Source organism: Aeromicrobium sp. YIM 150415 (assembly GCF_016918125.1).
Classification (GTDB): Bacteria; Actinomycetota; Actinomycetes; order Propionibacteriales; family Nocardioidaceae; genus Aeromicrobium; species Aeromicrobium piscarium.
Genome location: NZ_JAERWM010000024.1, coordinates 34776 through 52126, shown reverse-complemented (window position 1 = coordinate 52126; position 17351 = coordinate 34776). Strand labels below are relative to the sequence as shown.

The window sequence follows — 17351 nt, the reverse complement described above, 5'->3', positions numbered from 1 at the left end:
CCGGGTGATCTCGATACGCGGGCTCGCCCCTCGCCCCACCCTCGGTGGTCGAGTAGCGCCCGAGGAACGAGGGCGCGTATCGAGGCCACGGCTGCGTAACGTGATCTCGATACGCCGCGCCCGCAGAGCGGACGGGGCTACTCGATCACCGAAACCACGCCCCCCGGTGGTCGAGTAGCGGAGGTCGCTCAGCGACCGAAGCGTATCGAGACCACACTTACGTGATGTGATCTCGATACGCGGGCTCGTCCCTCGCCCAGCTACTCGATCACCGAAACCGCGCCGGAGGTCGCCCGGCGACCGAAGCGTATCGAGACCACGCCTTCCGACCTCGCTCATGGCTTCTCCTCCTCGTCCTCGTCGGGGCCGATCTCGCGGAGACGCTTCTGCACCGCGCTGTCGTCGAGGGCCTGATGCTCCTGGCCGCGCTGACGCAGGCTCTCGGGCACCGACTCCTCGGACGTGGTGCCGTCGGGCAGGAGAGCGGGCGTGTCGACCGCATTGTGCAGCGCGAAGACCCCCGGTGTCGGCGGGTTGCCCGGGTGCCGACCGTGTTCGGCGTAGTCACGCATCCGCTGCTTCTGCAGGTCGGTCTGGTTGCGGGGGGCCACCAGCCGCTCACGGTGCGCGAGCACCATCGCACCGAGCACGGCGGTGATCATCAGGGCCGCGGTGAACTCGAAGGCGATCACGTACCGCGTGAACAGCAGCGCGGCGAGACCCTCGACGTTGCCCTCGGCATTCGCCTGCTCCAGTCCGATGGTCGAGCTGACGACCACCTGGCCGACGCCGATCGAGAGCGTGACGGCGAAGAGGAGGCCGACCACCGCAGCGGCGAGCCGCTGGCCCTTGATGGTCTCGACGAGCGAGTCGGAGCGATCGACGCCCACCAGCATCAGCACGAAGAGGAAGAGCATCATGATCGCGCCGGTGTAGACGATGATCTGCACCGCGAACAGGAACGGCGCGTCCTGCACGGCGTACAGCACCGCGAGGCTGATCATGACGACCGCGAGGCACAGCGCCGCGTGCACCGCCTTGCGGGCGAAGATCAGTCCCATCGCGGCGATCACCATGACCGGCGCGAGGATCCAGAAGGTCGTCATCGGGCCTCACCCGAGTCGGTCGCGTCGTCGGCCTCGACGATCGGCAGGGACTTGCCCCGGTAGTAATCGTGGTGGTCGTCGCTGATGAGCATCTCGTGCGGAGGCTCGGTCATGCCGGGCAGCAGCGGCGCGAGGAGGTCGGACTTCTCGTAGATGAGGTCCTCGCGGTTGTCGTCGGCCAGCTCGTACTCATTGGTCATGGTCAACGCGCGCGTCGGGCAGGCCTCGATGCACAAGCCGCAGAGGATGCAGCGCAGGTAGTTGATCTGGTAGACGCGGCCGTACCGCTCGCCGGGACTGAACCGCTCGTCCTCGGTGTTGGAGGCGCCTTCGACGTAGATCGCGTCCGCCGGGCACGCCCACGCGCACAGCTCACAGCCGACGCACTTCTCCAGACCGTCGGGCCAGCGATTCAGCTGGTGACGTCCGTGGAAGCGTGGCGCGGTCGGGCGCTTCTCCTGCGGGTAGCGCTCCGTGACGGGCTTCTTGAACATCGTCCGGAACGTGACGCCGAACCCGGCGACCGGGTCCCACAGGGTCTCTTTGAGCGTGCTCATGGTCGAGCCTCCTGACGATCGGTGCTCTGCTGGCCGGGCATGGGCGGCACGGGATAGCCCCCGGCGAAGGCATCGAACTCGGCCTCCGGCTCAGGCTCGGGCTCGGGTTCCTTCTTCTCCGGGATGAGGAAGGTGGCCACCAGCAGCACCGCCACGATGACGCCGCCCCACACGAGGACCTGCTGGGTGATCAGCTCCTCCTGCTGGGCCTTGCGCACGAAGGCCACCACGATCGTCCAGCCGAGCGCGATCGGGATGAGCCACTTCCAGCCGAAGTGCATGAACTGGTCGTACCGCATGCGCGGCAGCGTGCCGCGCAGCCAGACGAACAGGAAGATGAAGCACAGGGTCTTGCCGAGGAACCAGATCACCGGCCAGTAGCCCTCGTTGGCGCCCTCCCAGACCTGCGCGAGGCCGAAGGGGGCACGCCAGCCGCCGAGGAAGAGCGTCGTCGCGAGGGCCGACACGGTGACCATGTTGATGTACTCCGCGAGGAAGAACATCGCGAACTTGAAGGACGAGTACTCGGTGTGGAAGCCACCGACGAGTTCGCCCTCGGCCTCGGGGAGGTCGAAGGGGGCGCGGTTGGTCTCGCCGACCATGGCGATCACGTAGATGACGAAGGACGGCAGCAGCGGGAGGAAGAACCACCACTGGTCCTGGGCGGCGACGATCTCCGAGGTGGACATCGACCCGGCGAAGATGAAGACGCTGACGAAGCTCAGCCCCATCGCGACCTCATAGGAGATCATCTGGGCGCTGGAGCGCAGACCGCCGAGCAGCGAGTAGACCGAGCCGGAGGACCAGCCGGCGAGCACGATGCCGTAGATGCCGATCGAGGTGACCGCCAGGACGTAGAGCACGGCGACCGGCATATCGGTCAGCTGCAGCGCGGTGTAGGTCTCGGTGAAGGGGATGCGCACCTCGGGCCCGAAGGGGATGACCGCCCAGGCCAGGAAGGCCGGCACGACCGCGAGGATCGGTGCCATGAAGTAGACGACCTTGTCGACCGCCTTGGGGAAGATCTCCTCCTTGAGGCCGAGCTTGACGCCGTCGGCGAGGCTCTGGAGCAGGCCGAAGGGGCCGTTCATATTGGGGCCGACGCGGTGCTGCATCCGCGCCACGACGCGGCGCTCGAACCAGATGTTGAACAGCGTGTAGAGCACCAGGATCACGAAGATCAGCAGTGACTTGAGCGCGACGACCCACATCGGATCGTTGCCGAACACCTCACTCATCGCCAGTCACCCCCGGTCGAAGTGGTCTCGCTCCGTCGCGGCGACGCCCCAGATGCGACGGCTCCATGCTCCGCGCGTAAAGCGGACTCCACTACTCGACCACCGAGTCGCGGTTCCGGGGTGTACCGAAAGACGCTCATGCTCGCTCCTCCCGGCTGTCGCTCAGGGTGACCGGGTCGCCGGGGCCCACCGCGAGGACGGACCTCACGTTGACGCCCTCGGAGTTGGCGGGCACCCAGACCACGCCATCGGGCAGATCGGCCACATCGGCGATGAACTCCGCCGCGCCGCGCTCGGTGCTCAATCGCGCCGACCCGCCGGGCTCGACGTTCGCGGCGGCCAGTGTCGCGGCATTGGCCTTCAACCGCGCCGGACGTGCCGTGAGCCGGTAGGTGTCCGCACCGTCCTGCAGGCGTCCATCGTCGATCAGCTGCTTCCAGGTGTCGAGGACCACTGCACCGCTCTCGGCCGGCGGGTTCGCGTGCGCGGTCTCGAACGGGGCGCGTGCGCCGTCCCAGGCGCCGAGCTCGTCCAGCTCGCGCCGGGCAGCCGCCACGCCACGGATCCCCAGGGGTGTTCCCAGCTCCTCGGCGATACCGGCCAGGACCCTGACGTCCGGCAGGGAGCCGGAGACCTCGAGCGCGGTGTCGAAGGGGCGTCGTCGGCCTTCCCAGTTCACGAAGGTGCCGGACTTCTCGACCGGCGGGGCCACCGGCAGCACCACATCGGCGTAGGGCGTGACATCGCCGGCCCTGACTTCCAGGCTGACGACGAACTCCGCCGTCTCCAGCGCCGCCCGGGCCGCTGCGGGGTCGGGCAGGTCGGCCAGCTCCACACCACCGATGACCGCCGACGTGAGCTCACCGGCCGCGAGCGCGGCGATGATTCCCACGGTGTCACGGCCGGTCGTGTCGGGTAGCTGATCCACTCCCCACGCGGCGGCGAGGTCGGCGCGCGCCTCGGCCTCAGCGACCGGCCGGCCACCGGGCAGCAGCGTGGGCAGGCAGCCCGCGTCGACCGCGCCTCGGTCGCCCGCGCGACGCGGCACCCAGGCCAGCCGGGCACCGGCGCGACCGACGAGATCGACGGCCGCGGCGAGCCCACCTGGCGCCAGACCCAACCGCTCGCCTGCCAGAACGACATCGGTGTCGCCGAGCGACAGGGCGGCGAGCGCCTCAGCTTCCCGCCCGGGGACCGCGCTGACGAGCTCAGCATCGAGTTTGCGCAGTCCGCGGGTGAGGTGGCTCGCCACGGCCACGACGCGCGTCCCGTTCTTGACCGCCTTGCGCAGCCGCAGGAAGAGCGTGCCCGCCTCGTCCTCGGGCTCGAGACCGGCCAGCACCACGGTGCCGGCGCGGTCGAGATCGCGATAGGTGACGCCTCGCCCGGCTCCCGCGACGTGGTGGGCCAGGAAGGCCGTCTCCTCGTCGCTCACCGGACGCGAACGGAAGTCGATGTCATTGGTGCCGAGCACCGCCCGAGCGAACTTGGCGTAGGCGTAGGCGTCCTCCAGCGTCAGTCGCCCGCCGGTCAGGACACCGGGCTGCGTGCCGGCCAGGCCGCGGGCCGCGACCGCGAGGGCTCCGGGCCACGACATCGGCTGGAGCTCCCCCGTCTCGGCATCCCGTACGAGCGGGGTGCGAAGGCGGTCGTCGCGGGTCGACCAGGTGAAGGCGAAGCGGTCCTTGTCGGTGATCCACTCCTCGTTGACCTCGGGATCGTCGCCGGCGAGACGGCGCATGACCTTGCCGCGACGGTGATCGATGCGGATCGCCGCGCCGCAGGCATCGTGCTCGGCCACGGAGGGCACCGAGACCAGGTCGAAGGGGCGCGAACGGAAGCGGTAGTCGGCACTCGTGAGAGCACCGACGGGGCAGATCTGAATCGTGTTGCCCGAGAAGTAGGAGTGGAAGGGCTCTCCGTCGGCGATGCCGATCTGCTGCTGAGCGCCGCGCTCGAGCAACGCGATGAAGGGATCGCCCGCGATCTCCTCGGAGAAGCGCGTGCACCGCTGGCACAGCACACAGCGCTCGCGGTCCAGCAGGACATTCTCGGACACGTTGACCGGCTTGGCGAAGAGCCGCTTGGACTCGATGAACCGGGACTCGCCGTTGCCGTGGCTGAGCGCCTGGTTCTGCAGCGGGCACTCGCCGCCCTTGTCGCAGACCGGGCAGTCCAGCGGGTGGTTGGCGAGCAGGAACTCCAGGTTGCCGCGCTGGGCCTTGTCCGCCGCGGGCGAGGTGACCTGCGTGTTGACGACCATGCCGGGAGCGACCTCGAGGGTGCACGAGGCCTGCGGCTTGGGCATGCCACGGCCGTTGCCGGCGTCCGGGACCTCCACGAGGCACTGGCGGCAGGCTCCGACCGGCTCCAGCAGCGGGTGATCGCAGAAGCGCGGGATCTCCGTGCCGATGAGCTCCGCCGCCCGGATCACGAGAGTGCCCTTGGGGACGCTGACCTCGACATCGTCGATCGTCAGGGTGACGAGCTCGACCGGGGTGACCTCGGTCGATCCTGGTTCGGTGACGGTCACGACGCGACCCCCTCCTTGGCGAACAGCGTGGATGCCGACGGCGGGAAGAGCTCGGAGGAGGGCGTGTTCATGCCTGCCTCGAACTCGTCCCGGAAGTACTCGATGGCCGAGGTGATGGGGCTGGTGGCTCCGTCGCCGAGGGCGCAGAACGAACGGCCGAGGATATTGGAGCAGAGGTCCTGCAGGAGCTCGATATCGCCGGGCTGTCCCTCGCCGTTGTCGAGGCGGCGCAGGATCTGGACCATCCACCAGGTGCCTTCACGACACGGGGTGCACTTGCCGCAGGACTCGTGCTTGTAGAACTCGGTCCACCGCAGCACGGCGCGGACGACCGAGGTGGTCTGGTCGAAGACCTGGAGTGCCTTGGTGCCGAGCATCGAGCCGGCGGCGCTGACGCCCTCGTAGTCGAGCGGGACGTCGAGGTGCTCCGCGGTCAGGATCGGGGTGGAGGATCCTCCGGGGGTCCAGAACTTGAGCTCGGCGCCCTCCCGCATGCCGCCGCCGAGCTCCAACAGCTCGCGCAGCGTGATGCCGAGGGGCGCTTCGTACTGACCGGGACGACGCACGTGTCCGGAGAGCGAGTAGATGGTGAATCCCTTGCTCTTCTCCGTGCCCATCGACCCGAACCATTCGATGCCGCCGCGCACGATCGCCGGTACCGAGGCGATCGACTCGACATTGTTGATGACGGTCGGCGAGGCGTAGAGGCCCGCGACAGCCGGGAACGGCGGACGCAGACGAGGCTGGCCGCGACGGCCCTCCAGGGAGTCGAGCAGCGCGGTCTCCTCGCCGCAGATGTAGGCTCCCGCGCCCGCGTGCACGACGATATCGAGGCGGGTGCCGGTGCCGAGGATGTCCTCGCCGAGGTAACCGGCCTCATAGGCCTCGCGCACGGCGGCGCGCAGCCGGCGGACCACGTGCAGCACTTCGCCGCGCACGTAGATGAACGCCTTCTCGGCCCGGATCGCCCGTGAGGAGATGATGACGCCCTCGATGAGGGTGTGTGGCGAGGCCATCATCAGCGGGATGTCCTTGCACGTGCCCGGCTCGGACTCGTCGGCGTTGACGACGAGGTACTTGGGCTTGGGATTGTCCTGCGGGATGAAGGACCACTTCATGCCGGTGGGGAAGCCCGCGCCGCCGCGACCACGCAGGCCGGCGTCCTTGACCAGGGTGATGAGCTCGTCCGGGGCGATCCGTACCGCCTGCTTGAGCGCCTCGTACCCGCCGCGCTGCTCATAGGCGGCGAGGGTCCACGCATTGTCCTGGTCCCAGTTGTCGGTCAGGACCGGAGTCAGAGTGTCAGTCATCGCCCTTGCCTCCGCTCGTGGTCTCGAACTCGACCACCGGTGGTTGAGTAGGGAGCTCGCTCAGCGAGCGACCGTATCGAAACCACGCTCCGTCGCCGCTCAGTCATCGCCCTTGCCTCCCTTGGTGTCGGCGGGGGACTCCTCGGCCACGGTCTCGGACTCGGCACGCTGGGTGTCCGCCTCGGCCTCGGCCTCCGCCTTGCTCTCACCGGCCCGGCCGGTGCCGGCATCGGTCTCATAGGAGGGGGCCGACCAGCCGCGCTCGCGGGCGATCGCGAGTCCGGCCAGCGACGGCCCTGCCGCCGTGGGACCTTCGTCGACGAGACCGTCCTCGAATCCGGCGAGGACACGCTCCGCCTCCCGCCACGAGGTGATGTGCGCGCCGCGGGTGGCCTGGACGGGTTCACCGGCACGGAGCCGCTCGACCACCTCGACCGCCGACTCGGGGGTCTGGTGGTCGAAGAACTCCCAGTTGACCATCATGACCGGCGCGAAGTCGCAGGCCGCGTTGCACTCGACCCGCTCGAGGGTGATCTGGCCGTCCTCGGTGGTTTCGTCGTTGCCGATCTCGAGCCGCGAGCAGAGCCGATCGAAGATCTCGTCGCCGCCCATGATCGCGCAGAGCGTGTTGGTGCAGACGCCGACGTGATGCGTGCCCATCGGCTTGCGCTTGTACATCGTGTAGAAGGTCGCGACGGCGGACACCTCGGCGTCGCTCAGGCCGAGGATCTCCGCACAGGTCGCGATGCCCTCACTGGTGACCCGGCCCTGCACGGACTGGACGAGGTGCAGCATCGGCAGGAGCGCCGATCGCGCCTCGGGGTAGAGGGCGGCGAGCGACTCCAGCTCGGCCAGTGTGTCGGGGCCGAGGGCCGGCTCGAAGGGCGTCTCCTCGCCGGTCGGCGTGTCGGTCACCATGCCCTCGACCGGGTCGGGCAACGGCGACTGCCCAGGATCGTTCGTGGTCATCGGTCGACACCTCCCATCACGGGGTCGATGGACGCGACGGCCACGATGACGTCCGAGAGCATCGCGCCCTCGCACATCGCGGCGACCGCCTGCAGGTTGACGAAGGACGGGTCGCGGAAGTGCGCGCGGTACGGGCGGGTGCCGCCGTCCGAGACCACGTGACAGCCGATGACCCCCTTGGGGGACTCGATCTCCGCCCACACCTGCCCCGTCGGCACCCGGAATCCCTCGGTGACGATCTTGAAGTGGTGGATGAGCGCTTCCATCGACTCGCCCATGATGTGCTTGATGTGCTCGGGCGAGTTGCCCTGGCCGTCGGCGCCGACCGAGAGCTGAGCGGGCCAGGCGATCTTCTTGTCGGCGACCATGACCGGCTCGCCCTCGCTGGCCTCCAGCCGGTCGATGCACTGTTCGACGATCCGCAGCGACTGGTCCATCTCATCGAGGCGAATGCGGAAACGACCGTAGGAGTCGGGCTCGTTGCGGGTGATGACGTCGAAGTCGTAGGTCTCGTAGCCGAAATAGGGGCGCTTCTTGCGCAGGTCCCAGTCGTAGCCGGTGGCGCGTAGGGGCGGGCCGGTCACGCCGAGCGCGAGGCAGGCGGCGAGGTCGAGGTGGCCGACATCCATCAGCCGGCCCTTGAAGATCGGATTGGCATTGCAGAGTGCCGCGTACTCGGGGAGTCGCTTCTTGAGCAGCGCGACGGTGTCCCGGAGCTGCTGGATCGAGCCGTCGGGAAGGTCCTGGGCGACACCGCCGGGGCGGATATAGGCGTGGTTCATCCGCAGGCCGGTGATGGCCTCGAAGACCTTGAGGATCTCCTCGCGGTCGCGGAAGCCGCAGGTCATCACGGTCAATGCGCCGAGCTCCATGCCGCCGGTCGCGATGGCGATGAGGTGCGAGGAGATGCGATTGAGCTCCAGCAGCAGGACGCGCAGTACCTGGGCACGCTCGGGGATGTCCTCGGTGATGCCGAGAAGCTTCTCGACACCGTGGACGTAGACGGCCTCGTTGGAGAACGGGGCCACATAGTCCATACGGGTGCAGAAGGTCACGCCCTGGGTCCAGGTGCGGAACTCCATGTTCTTCTCGATGCCCGTGTGCAGGTAGCCGATGCCGGCACGCGCACCGCGCACGCGCTCGCCGTCGATCTCCAGGATGAGTCGCAGCACGCCGTGCGTGGACGGGTGCTGGGGGCCCATGTTGACGACGAGGGTGTCACCTTCGATGCCTTCGACATCGATGGAGTCCCAGTCCTGTCCGGTGACGTTGAAGACCGGCCCCTCGGGGGTCTCGGTGGTACCCGCGTACGGATCGTCGTGGATGGTCATCGCAAGCACGACCTTCCTGTTCCGGTGATGATCTCTGCTGTCCGCTCGGTGGTTGAGTAGCCCCGAGGAACGAGGGGCGTATCGAAACCACACCCACGCCTGCTCATGAGTAGCTCCTCCGCTCGTCGGGGGCTGGGATCGTGCCGCCCTTGAACTCCACGGGGATGCCGCCGAGCCCCGCGAGCGGAGCGAGCAAAACAATAGAGCGTGCCGCCCTTGAACTCGGTGAGCCTTCTCATGAGTAGCTCCTCCGCTCGTCGGGGGCCGGGATCGTGCCGCCCTTGAACTCCACGGGAATGCCGCCGAGCGGATAGTCCTTACGCTGCGGGTGGCCGGGCCAGTCGTCGGGCATCAGGATGCGGGTGAGAGCCGGGTGTCCGTCGAAGACGATGCCGAACATGTCCCAGGCCTCGCGCTCGTGCCAGTCCGCGGTGGGGTAAATCGGCGCGACGCTCGGAATGTGCGGGTCGTCGTCCGGTGCGGCGACCTCGAGCCGGATGTGACGGTTGTGCGTCATCGAGGTGAGCTCGTAGACGGCGTGCAGCTCGCGCCCGGTCTCCTCCGGGTAGTGCACGCCGCTGACGCTCGCGCAGAACTCGAAGCGAAGGCCGGGATCGTTGCGGAGATGGGTGACGGTCGTGAGCAGCAGATGCCGGCGGATGAAGAAGGTGATCTCGCCGCGGTCGACGACGACCTTCTCGATGGCGTCGGTCAGGCCCTCGCCGCCGGCGAGTCGCTCGGCGACATCGTCGTACCAGCCGCCGTAGGGCGGGGCGCTGGCTCCCGGCATGACGACGGGCCGACGCAGCCCGCCGAAACCGCTGGTGTCGCCGCTGCCCTTGACGCCGAACGAGCCCTCGCGGACCTCGACGATCTCCAGCTCGCGGGCCTCGGAGCGTTCGAGCTCGCCCTGCGTCTCGTGCGAAGGATCCTGGGTGCGGTCGACGTCCGTGGGAGCGGGGTCGTGGGGCGTGTCGTCGCTCACCGCATGAGTCCCTTCATCGCCGAGGTGGGAGCGGCCACGAGCGCCTCGCGCTCGGTCTCGGCGATCTCGCGCTCCTTGTCGGCGCCGAGATTGCCGTGCTGGACCTTGTCGTGGATCTTGAAGATCGCGTCGATGAGCATCTCCGGGCGCGGCGGGCAGCCCGGGAGGTACATGTCGACCGGCACGACATGGTCGACGCCCTGGACGATCGCGTAGTTGTTGAACATGCCGCCCGAGCTGGCGCAGACGCCCATCGCGAGCACCCACTTGGGGCCGGGCATCTGGTCGTAGATCTGACGCAGCACGGGGGCCATCTTCTGGCTCACTCGCCCGGCGACGATCATCAGATCGGCCTGGCGCGGGCTGGGCCGGAAGACCTCCATGCCGAAGCGCGAGGAGTCGTAACGCGGGGCTCCGAAGGTCATCATCTCGATGGCGCAGCAGGCCAGGCCGAAGGTGGCCGGCCACATCGAGGCCTTGCGGAAGTAGCCGGCGAGTCCCTCTACCGTCGAGAGCAGGACGCCGCTCGGGAGCTTTTCTTCGAGGCCCATCAGGTCCACTCCATTCCGCCGCGCCGCCATTCGTAGACGTAGGCGATGGTGATGTTGACGAGGAACAGCATGACGGCGAAGAAGGCGAACCAGCTCAGCTGATCGAAGGCGACCGCGAAGGGGTAGAGGAACACGATCTCGATGTCGAAGATGATGAACATCATCGCGGTGAAGAAGTACTTGATCGAGACACGTCCACCGCCCTCGGGCAGGGGGCTCGGCGCGATACCCGACTCGTAGCGATCGAGCTTGGCGCGGTTGTAGCGCTTGGGGCCCGTGAACGGGGCGATGACCACACTGAACAGCGCGAACGCAAGAGCGATGGCACCGAGCACCAAGATCGGCACGTATTCGTTCACGACACCTCCCACTTTCGCCGGGGCGACTTTGTGAAGAGCTTCACACAAACCGTCAGACGCCACTGTACGACGGTGCCCGGAAGGGGCTGTAACTAAGGTCACACTTACCCCGAGTCCTCGGAGCGACCGCCACCCAGCACTCTAGACATCGGCGGGGTCACTCGGTGGCCCAGCAGTCGGGCGGTACGTGGTCAACCTTTCGTCGCCCACGGCGGTAGCTGGTCAACCTCACCGAGCGTCGATGGGGTTGACGACGTACCGCCGCACGGGACGGTAAGGGCGCGACTCAGGAACCCTTGACGGCGTGGTGGAGGGCGACAATCCCTCCGGTGAGGTTGCGCCAGGAGATGTCCGTCCATCCGGCCTCGGCCATCCGGACGGCGAGGCCGCGCTGGTCCGGCCACGACCGGATCGACTCGGCGAGGTAGACATAGGACTCCGGGTCCGATGACACCGCCTTGGCCACCTGAGGCAGCACGGCCAGGGCTCCGCGGCTGTACACGAGCTCGAAGGGTCGCCAGGTCGGCGTGCTGAACTCGGTCACGACCACGCGCCCACCGGGCCGGGTCACCCGCAGCATCTCGCGGAGCCCGCCGATCGGGTCGGGGAAGTTGCGCAGCCCGAAGGAGATCGTCACCGCGTCGAAGGAGGCATCGCCGAAGGGCAGGCGCATGCCGTCGCCGGCGACGAAGTCCAGCTCGGGGCGGTCGGCCTTGCCGGCACGCAGCATGCCCTCGGAGAAGTCGCACGCCACCACCTGGGCGCCCGTGGCGGCGAGCGGCACGCTGGAGACCCCGGTGCCCGCCGCCAGGTCCAGGACGCGTTCACCCGGGCGGGCATCGACACGCCGAACCGTCAGGTGCCGCCACCAGCGATCCAGTCCGCCGGTGAGCACGGTATTGGTGAGGTCGTACTTCGCCGCGACGTCGTCGAACATGCGCGCGACATCGCGGGGATCCTTGTCCAGACCGGCTCGGCTCACCGCCTTACTGTCCCACGAGTAGGCTCGATCGACGTGAGCAACCCCGTCACCGACCCGCGGTGGGAGATCGAGCCACTCATCGTGCGCACCCGCCGCATCGACGACCCCGGGGAGCTCATCTCCCTGCTGCCGGACGCCGGGCAGCTGGCCTGGGTCCACGGTGGCGACGGACTCGTCGGATGGGGCCGTGCGGCACAGTTCGGATGGACGGGTCCGGAGCGTTTCGACGAGGCGGATCGCTGGTGGCGCACCCTCGCGAACCGTGCCGTCGTCCGCGACGATATCGAGGCACCCGGTAGCGGACTGGTGGCCTTCGGCACCTTCACCTTCTCCGATCATGCCGAGGGCAGCCTCCTGGTCGTCCCCGAGGTGGTGGTGGGACGACGCGACGGCGTCTGCTGGCTCACGACGATCGGCCGCGCGATCACGGCGGCCCCGGCCCTCGAGGCCGCCTCCCCCGCGCGCGCCGTCGCCGTCGCGCTCGAGGACGACGACTCCCGCCGGGCGGCGTGGCGTGACATCGTCGCCACCGCCGTCGACCGCATCGCCGCGGACGAGCTCGACAAGGTCGTGCTGGCCCGGTCCGTCGATGCCGTGGCCGACGAGGCGATCGACGTCCGTCATCCACTGCGGCGGCTGGCGCAGGAGTATCCGAGCTGCTGGACCTTCCATGTCGACGGCTTCTTCGGCTCGACACCCGAGATGCTCGTGCGCCTGGAGGGCGGCCTGGTGACCTCGCGGGTCCTCGCCGGCACGATCCGCCGCAGCGGTGACGACCATCGCGACCTCGCACTCGCCGCCTCGCTCGCCCGATCGAGCAAGGACCTGGAGGAGCACGAGTACGCGGTCGCATCGGTCGCCGACGCGCTCGCCCCCGCATGCACCGGCATGAACGTGCCCGAGTCGCCTTTCGTGCTGCACCTTCCGAACGTCATGCACCTCGCCACGGATGTGACCGGCGTGCTGCGCGAGGAAGCCAGCGCGCTCTCGCTCGCGGCGGCTCTCCACCCTTCGGCGGCTGTCGGCGGCACCCCGACGACCGATGCCGTGGAGCTCATCGAGGAGATCGAGGGTATGGACCGCGGGCGCTACGCCGGCCCTGTGGGCTGGATCGGCGCCAACGGGGACGGCGAGTGGGGCATCGGCCTGCGCTCGGCTCAAGTACTCGAGGACGGATCACGCGTACGGCTGTTCGCGGGGTGCGGGATCGTCGCGGACTCCGTCCCGGCGGACGAGCTGGCCGAGTCCGACGCGAAACTCGTCCCGGTCCGCTCCAGCCTGGAGTCCTGAGCCCCGCTCGCTCCCGGATCCGGCGCTCTCAAACGGGGCGAGGACGCAGGATCCCAGCGGTGAGTGATCCCGCACTTTGCGCACTGACCTGCGTGATCACTCACCGACCAGGCATCTGGCTCGACGCGACGACCTGAGCGGTGAGCCATCCCGCACCTTGCTGACGCGGGTGCGGGATAGCCCACCGCCGACCCATCCCCGACTGCGCGAGGAGCACCTGGCCGCCTTGTCGATGAAAGCCCCGACGTCGGGTTCACCCCCGCTTACGCGGGGAGCACCAGGCGGTGCCGCTGGGGAAGGCGAATCGCTCGGGATCATCCCCGCCTACACGGGGAGCACATGCCTCGACCGTCTCAATGTCGGGTCGCTGGCGGATCATCCCCGCTTACGCGGGGAGCACGCCGCCACGTTGGAGAAGCAAGCCGGGTTCGTCGGATCATCCCCGCTTGCGCGGGGAGCACGCCGCCACGTTGGAGAAGCAAGCCGGGTTCGTCGGATCATCCCCGCTTACGCGGGGAGCACGGGAAGTTGGGGTGGTGGACGACCTTGGTCGCCGGATCACCCCCGCTTACGCGGGGAGCACATGGCATCGAGGAACTTCGACACGTCGGGGGCCGGATCACCCCCGCTTACGCGGGGAGCACGCGAGATCGGCCATGATGGTTCGGCGTTGGCGGGGATCATCCCCGCTTACGCGGGGAGCACTGTCGGGCTGCTCGGGAACGCGGGCCATCGGTGGGATCATCCCCGCTTACGCGGGGAGCACGACGAGAACGCCCTCGCCACGAACGATTGGTAGGGATCATCCCCGCTTACGCGGGGAGCACACTTGCTGACCTGCGCAAACACGCGGCATTGGCCGGTTTCAGCATCACTTTTCTACCACGCGCAGACCCTGTCTCGGTGGGTGTGGACGGAGGCCGAAAGCGTCGGCGGGTTCCTCTAAAGTCAGGAACCAGATCGAACGCCAGTTCGACACAAGATAAGTTCTCGGTGGGGGGTGAACGGGGATGGGCGCAGCAGTCAACGAACCAGCCACACCGCTAGCAGCCGAGCTGAATGCATTGCAGGCGGTGATTGAGCGGCTCGATCCCCTCGTCCGGACCGGACTCACCCCCACCGAAGCACAGCAGTTGACGGGTGAGATCGATCGGGTGAAGAACCGACTCGACCGATGGCGACCCTAGAGAGCGATGGGCTGGCGGCGACGAGCACGAATCGTCGCCAGGAGCGTATGCACACCGACGCTGGCCCAGATCACATTGGACGCCACGACGGGCCAGGCGCCGTACAGCGCCCCCGCGGTCCCGGCCAGAACACCTCCCACGGTGTTCATCGCCGCATACGTCAACGAGGTCGCCATCAGCCGGCCCCGCCACAACAGCACGTACGCCGCGAAGGTGCCAACCGTCCCCATCCATCCGAGGACTCCCGCCACGATGCCGTCCACCACTCCGCCTCTCACATGACCGTGCGCGGCCCCCGGCGGACCGCGCACAGCAATTCTGAGACGTCTCGGAGGTTCAACTCAAATGCACTTTTTGCAAGCGGGTGTTTAGACTCTCTGAATGTGAGGATCAACGCGTCGCGACTCCCCTTCTTCCTGGCCATCGCCCGCAACGGCGGCGTTCTCGCCGCCGCCGACGCCCTGCGCGTCACACCCTCGGCGGTCTCCCAACAGCTGAGCCGCCTCGAGGCGGAAGTCGGTCAGGCGCTCGTCGAACGCACCCCACGCGGCGTCACGCTCACCGCGGCGGGCCGCGAGCTCGTCGAGCTCGCCGAGAACATCGAGAGGGAGATCAACGAGGCCGAGCAGCGCATCGCCTCGACCACCCAAGACCCCACCGGCCGCGTCCGCCTCGGCAGCTTCCAGAGCTTCATCAGCTCCGTCCTCGCACCCGCCATCCCACGGTGGCGCGAGGAACTGTACGGCGTCCACCTGGAGATCACCGAGGCGTCGCGCGGCGAACTGCTCCGCGACCTGCGGTCAGCCGACCTCGACATCATCGTCATCGAATACGACAGCGGCGACCACGCACCGCCCCTCGGACCCGGCGTCCGCGAGATCCCCCTGCTCGACGACCCCTGGAAGCTCATCGCCCCCGCCGGGACCCTCGCCGCCATGGAGATCGTCGAGCTGGAACGACTTCGTGTGCCATGGCTGCGGGTCGAATCCTCCGCAGCCACCGCGCAAGCGGTTCGCCGCGTGCGCACCTCGCTCGGACAGACAGAGGCCGCGCACACCTACACCGACTACGCCACCGCACTGGCCCTCGTCGCCGCCGGCGAGGGCATGACTCTCCTCCCCCAACTCGCCCTCCAAGGAGCTCTTCCCGAAGGCGTCGAGGTCGCCGATGTCCCCGGTCTCGGCTCCCGGCGTCTCGCTCTGCGACATCGATCGGGACGCCGCGCCACCAGCCAGGCAGTGACGGCCGGCATCGACTTTCTCCGTGATATATCAGCAACTTTTCAGGCCGACCCCAATACCGATATCAGTAGCTGAACCCCACTGGTCCTGCGGATGACCTTGCGGAGAACAGGTGATCCGTGCTTATCGTTCAAGTGAACGATAAGCATTCAGGAGACTCCGTGAACCCCTCGATCGACCGCCGTCGGCTGCTGACCGGCATGCTCGGCGGTGCCACGGCCCTCGGCCTGGCCGCGTGCGGTGCCCCCGCGCTCACGCTGCCGGAGCGGGCTGCCACCGGCACCGCCCAGCGCGGTGCCACGCTGCGCATCGCGCGCCCGGCCGCCAGTGCCGCCGAGACCCTCGATCCCGCCAGCTCGCTGTCCGCCTACGAATACCTCGGCGCGCTCTACAATCGCGTGGTCAGACTGGACCGCGACGGCGATACAGTCCCCGACCTCGCCACCGACTGGTCGTCCAATGCCGACGCCACCGTCTGGGACTTCCAGCTCCGCGCCGGTATCCGCTTCCACGATGGTCGACCACTCACCTCCCGCGACGTGCGGTACACCTTCCGCCACATCCTCGACCCGGATGTCGCCTCACCACAGGCCGGCGCACTGGACCTCATCGACGACATCGTCGCGGTCGACGAGACCACCGTCCGCTTCGCACTCTCGACGCCCAATGCCGAGTTCCCGTCGTTGCTCACCGCCTACCAGTGCTACGTGATCCCCGAGGACTCGGCGGACGAGATCGGACACACCGGTATCGGCACCGGGCCGTTCATCCTCGAGCACTACACCCCGGCCGGAGCCGGAGCCGTGCGGGTCAACGAGGACTACTTCGATGGCCGCGCGGCCCTCGACCGGATCGAGTTCTCCTCGATCCAGGACACCTCGGCCCGGGTCAACGCCCTGCTCGCCCGACAGGTCGACCTCCTCTCGCAGACCAATCTCGACAACCCCACGGCACGCGTGGTCGCCAATTCGGCCGGCACGACGGTCGCCCGCGTGGCCAACGCCCAGTGGTACACGATCCCGATGCTGGCGACGAGCGAGGAGTTCGCGGACCCGCAGATGCGGCAGGCCATGAAACTCGCCTACGACCCGAACGCGATCCTCTCGACGGCGCTGCAAGGCACCGGCACCCCCGGCTGGGACAACCCCGTGCCGCCCGAGCTGAAGGCCTGGCTGGACACCGAACGCGAATACGACCCGGAGAAGGCCCGCGGGATCCTGCGCAGCATCGGCCGCGAGGACTTCTCCACGCGCATCTACACGTCGGCCTACGAGCCCAACTTCACCGCGATCGCCACCGCCTACGCCAGCCAGGTCCGCGAGGCCGGCATCGATCTGCGGATCACCAATGTCGCGGCCGACTCGTACTACACGCAGGTATGGATGAGCGAGCCGCTCATGGTCAGCTACTGGTTCACGGGGCGCCCGGTCGACCAGCTGCTCAACCAGATCTTCCGCACCGGATCGAGCTACAACGAGTCCGCCTGGTCGAACGAGCAGTTCGACCAGCTGCTCGACGCCGCCCGCGCCGACACCAACGACGCCACACGGCGTCAGAAGTACCAGGACGCGCAGCAGCTCATCATCGACGACGGCGCCGACATGACCCCCGTCTTCGGCGATCGACTCGTCGGGCTGTCGGAGAACGTCGTGAACTACGACGAATACGGCTTCGAGATGGACTATCTGTCCCTCGGCCTGAAGGAGGCGTGA

The 17351-nt window shown here is 68.2% G+C and carries 15 protein-coding genes and 1 CRISPR repeat array; of the genes, 3 read left to right on the top strand and 12 right to left on the bottom strand.

Annotated features, from left to right (window positions below):
* Nucleotides 1-335: 335 nt before the first annotated feature.
* From JL108_RS15375 to JL108_RS15325, 11 genes are all read right to left on the bottom strand, one after another.
* On the bottom strand, nucleotides 336-1106 hold the full coding sequence (locus JL108_RS15375; RefSeq protein WP_205199074.1) for an NADH-quinone oxidoreductase subunit J: 771 nt from the start codon (nucleotides 1104-1106) through the stop codon (nucleotides 336-338).
* Nucleotides 1103-1663 carry an NADH-quinone oxidoreductase subunit NuoI gene (nuoI, locus tag JL108_RS15370; RefSeq protein WP_143913032.1) on the bottom strand — a complete coding sequence of 187 codons (561 nt, stop codon included), beginning with the start codon at nucleotides 1661-1663 and terminating at the stop codon, nucleotides 1103-1105. Before nuoI ends, JL108_RS15375 begins: the two co-directional genes overlap by 4 nt.
* Nucleotides 1660-2901 carry an NADH-quinone oxidoreductase subunit NuoH gene (gene nuoH, locus JL108_RS15365; RefSeq protein ID WP_205199073.1) on the bottom strand — a complete coding sequence of 414 codons (1242 nt, stop codon included), beginning with the start codon at nucleotides 2899-2901 and terminating at the stop codon, nucleotides 1660-1662. The genes nuoI and nuoH overlap by 4 nt, the downstream gene beginning before the upstream one ends.
* A 136-nt stretch (nucleotides 2902-3037) precedes the next feature.
* Nucleotides 3038-5434, bottom strand: a complete 2397-nt coding sequence (locus JL108_RS15360; protein WP_205199072.1) for an NADH-quinone oxidoreductase subunit G — start codon at nucleotides 5432-5434, stop codon at nucleotides 3038-3040.
* Complete coding sequence (gene nuoF, locus JL108_RS15355; RefSeq protein ID WP_143913035.1) at nucleotides 5431-6744, bottom strand: NADH-quinone oxidoreductase subunit NuoF; 1314 nt, start codon at nucleotides 6742-6744, stop codon at nucleotides 5431-5433. Before nuoF ends, JL108_RS15360 begins: the two co-directional genes overlap by 4 nt.
* A gap of 99 nt (nucleotides 6745-6843) precedes the next feature.
* Entirely contained in the window at nucleotides 6844-7662 is an 819-nt protein-coding gene (gene nuoE / locus JL108_RS15350; protein WP_143913097.1) for an NADH-quinone oxidoreductase subunit NuoE, read from the bottom strand.
* Nucleotides 7663-7709: 47 nt separating this feature from the next.
* Nucleotides 7710-9044 (bottom strand): NADH-quinone oxidoreductase subunit D, encoded by a 1335-nt coding sequence (locus tag JL108_RS15345; protein WP_205199071.1) that lies wholly within the window; start codon nucleotides 9042-9044, stop codon nucleotides 7710-7712.
* A gap of 235 nt (nucleotides 9045-9279) precedes the next feature.
* Complete coding sequence (locus JL108_RS15340; protein ID WP_205199070.1) at nucleotides 9280-10029, bottom strand: NADH-quinone oxidoreductase subunit C; 750 nt, start codon at nucleotides 10027-10029, stop codon at nucleotides 9280-9282.
* Entirely contained in the window at nucleotides 10026-10580 is a 555-nt protein-coding gene (locus JL108_RS15335) for an NADH-quinone oxidoreductase subunit B family protein (RefSeq protein ID WP_143913038.1), read from the bottom strand. Before JL108_RS15335 ends, JL108_RS15340 begins: the two co-directional genes overlap by 4 nt.
* On the bottom strand, nucleotides 10580-10939 hold the full coding sequence (locus tag JL108_RS15330; protein WP_087623287.1) for an NADH-quinone oxidoreductase subunit A: 360 nt from the start codon (nucleotides 10937-10939) through the stop codon (nucleotides 10580-10582). The genes JL108_RS15335 and JL108_RS15330 overlap by 1 nt, the downstream gene beginning before the upstream one ends.
* A 286-nt stretch (nucleotides 10940-11225) precedes the next feature.
* On the bottom strand, nucleotides 11226-11921 hold the full coding sequence (locus JL108_RS15325; protein ID WP_205199069.1) for a demethylmenaquinone methyltransferase: 696 nt from the start codon (nucleotides 11919-11921) through the stop codon (nucleotides 11226-11228).
* Between the two features lie 33 nt (nucleotides 11922-11954).
* On the opposite strand from JL108_RS15325, the gene JL108_RS15320 reads away from it, so the two are divergent.
* Nucleotides 11955-13211, top strand: a complete 1257-nt coding sequence (locus tag JL108_RS15320; protein ID WP_205199068.1) for an isochorismate synthase MenF — start codon at nucleotides 11955-11957, stop codon at nucleotides 13209-13211.
* A gap of 196 nt (nucleotides 13212-13407) precedes the next feature.
* Nucleotides 13408-14038: direct repeats of the CRISPR family, unit length 21 nt; unit sequence CCCCGCTTACGCGGGGAGCAC.
* Between the two features lie 356 nt (nucleotides 14039-14394).
* Here JL108_RS15320 and JL108_RS15315 read toward each other — a convergent pair.
* Nucleotides 14395-14661, bottom strand: coding sequence for a hypothetical protein (locus JL108_RS15315; protein ID WP_205199067.1), 267 nt, complete (start codon nucleotides 14659-14661; stop codon nucleotides 14395-14397).
* Between the two features lie 120 nt (nucleotides 14662-14781).
* Here JL108_RS15315 and JL108_RS15310 point away from each other — a divergent pair, with 120 nt between their 5' ends.
* Nucleotides 14782-15714 carry a LysR family transcriptional regulator gene (locus JL108_RS15310; RefSeq protein WP_205199066.1) on the top strand — a complete coding sequence of 311 codons (933 nt, stop codon included), beginning with the start codon at nucleotides 14782-14784 and terminating at the stop codon, nucleotides 15712-15714.
* A gap of 86 nt (nucleotides 15715-15800) precedes the next feature.
* A complete protein-coding gene (locus JL108_RS15305; RefSeq protein ID WP_205199065.1) occupies nucleotides 15801-17351 on the top strand; it encodes an ABC transporter substrate-binding protein in 1551 nt (516 codons plus the stop codon).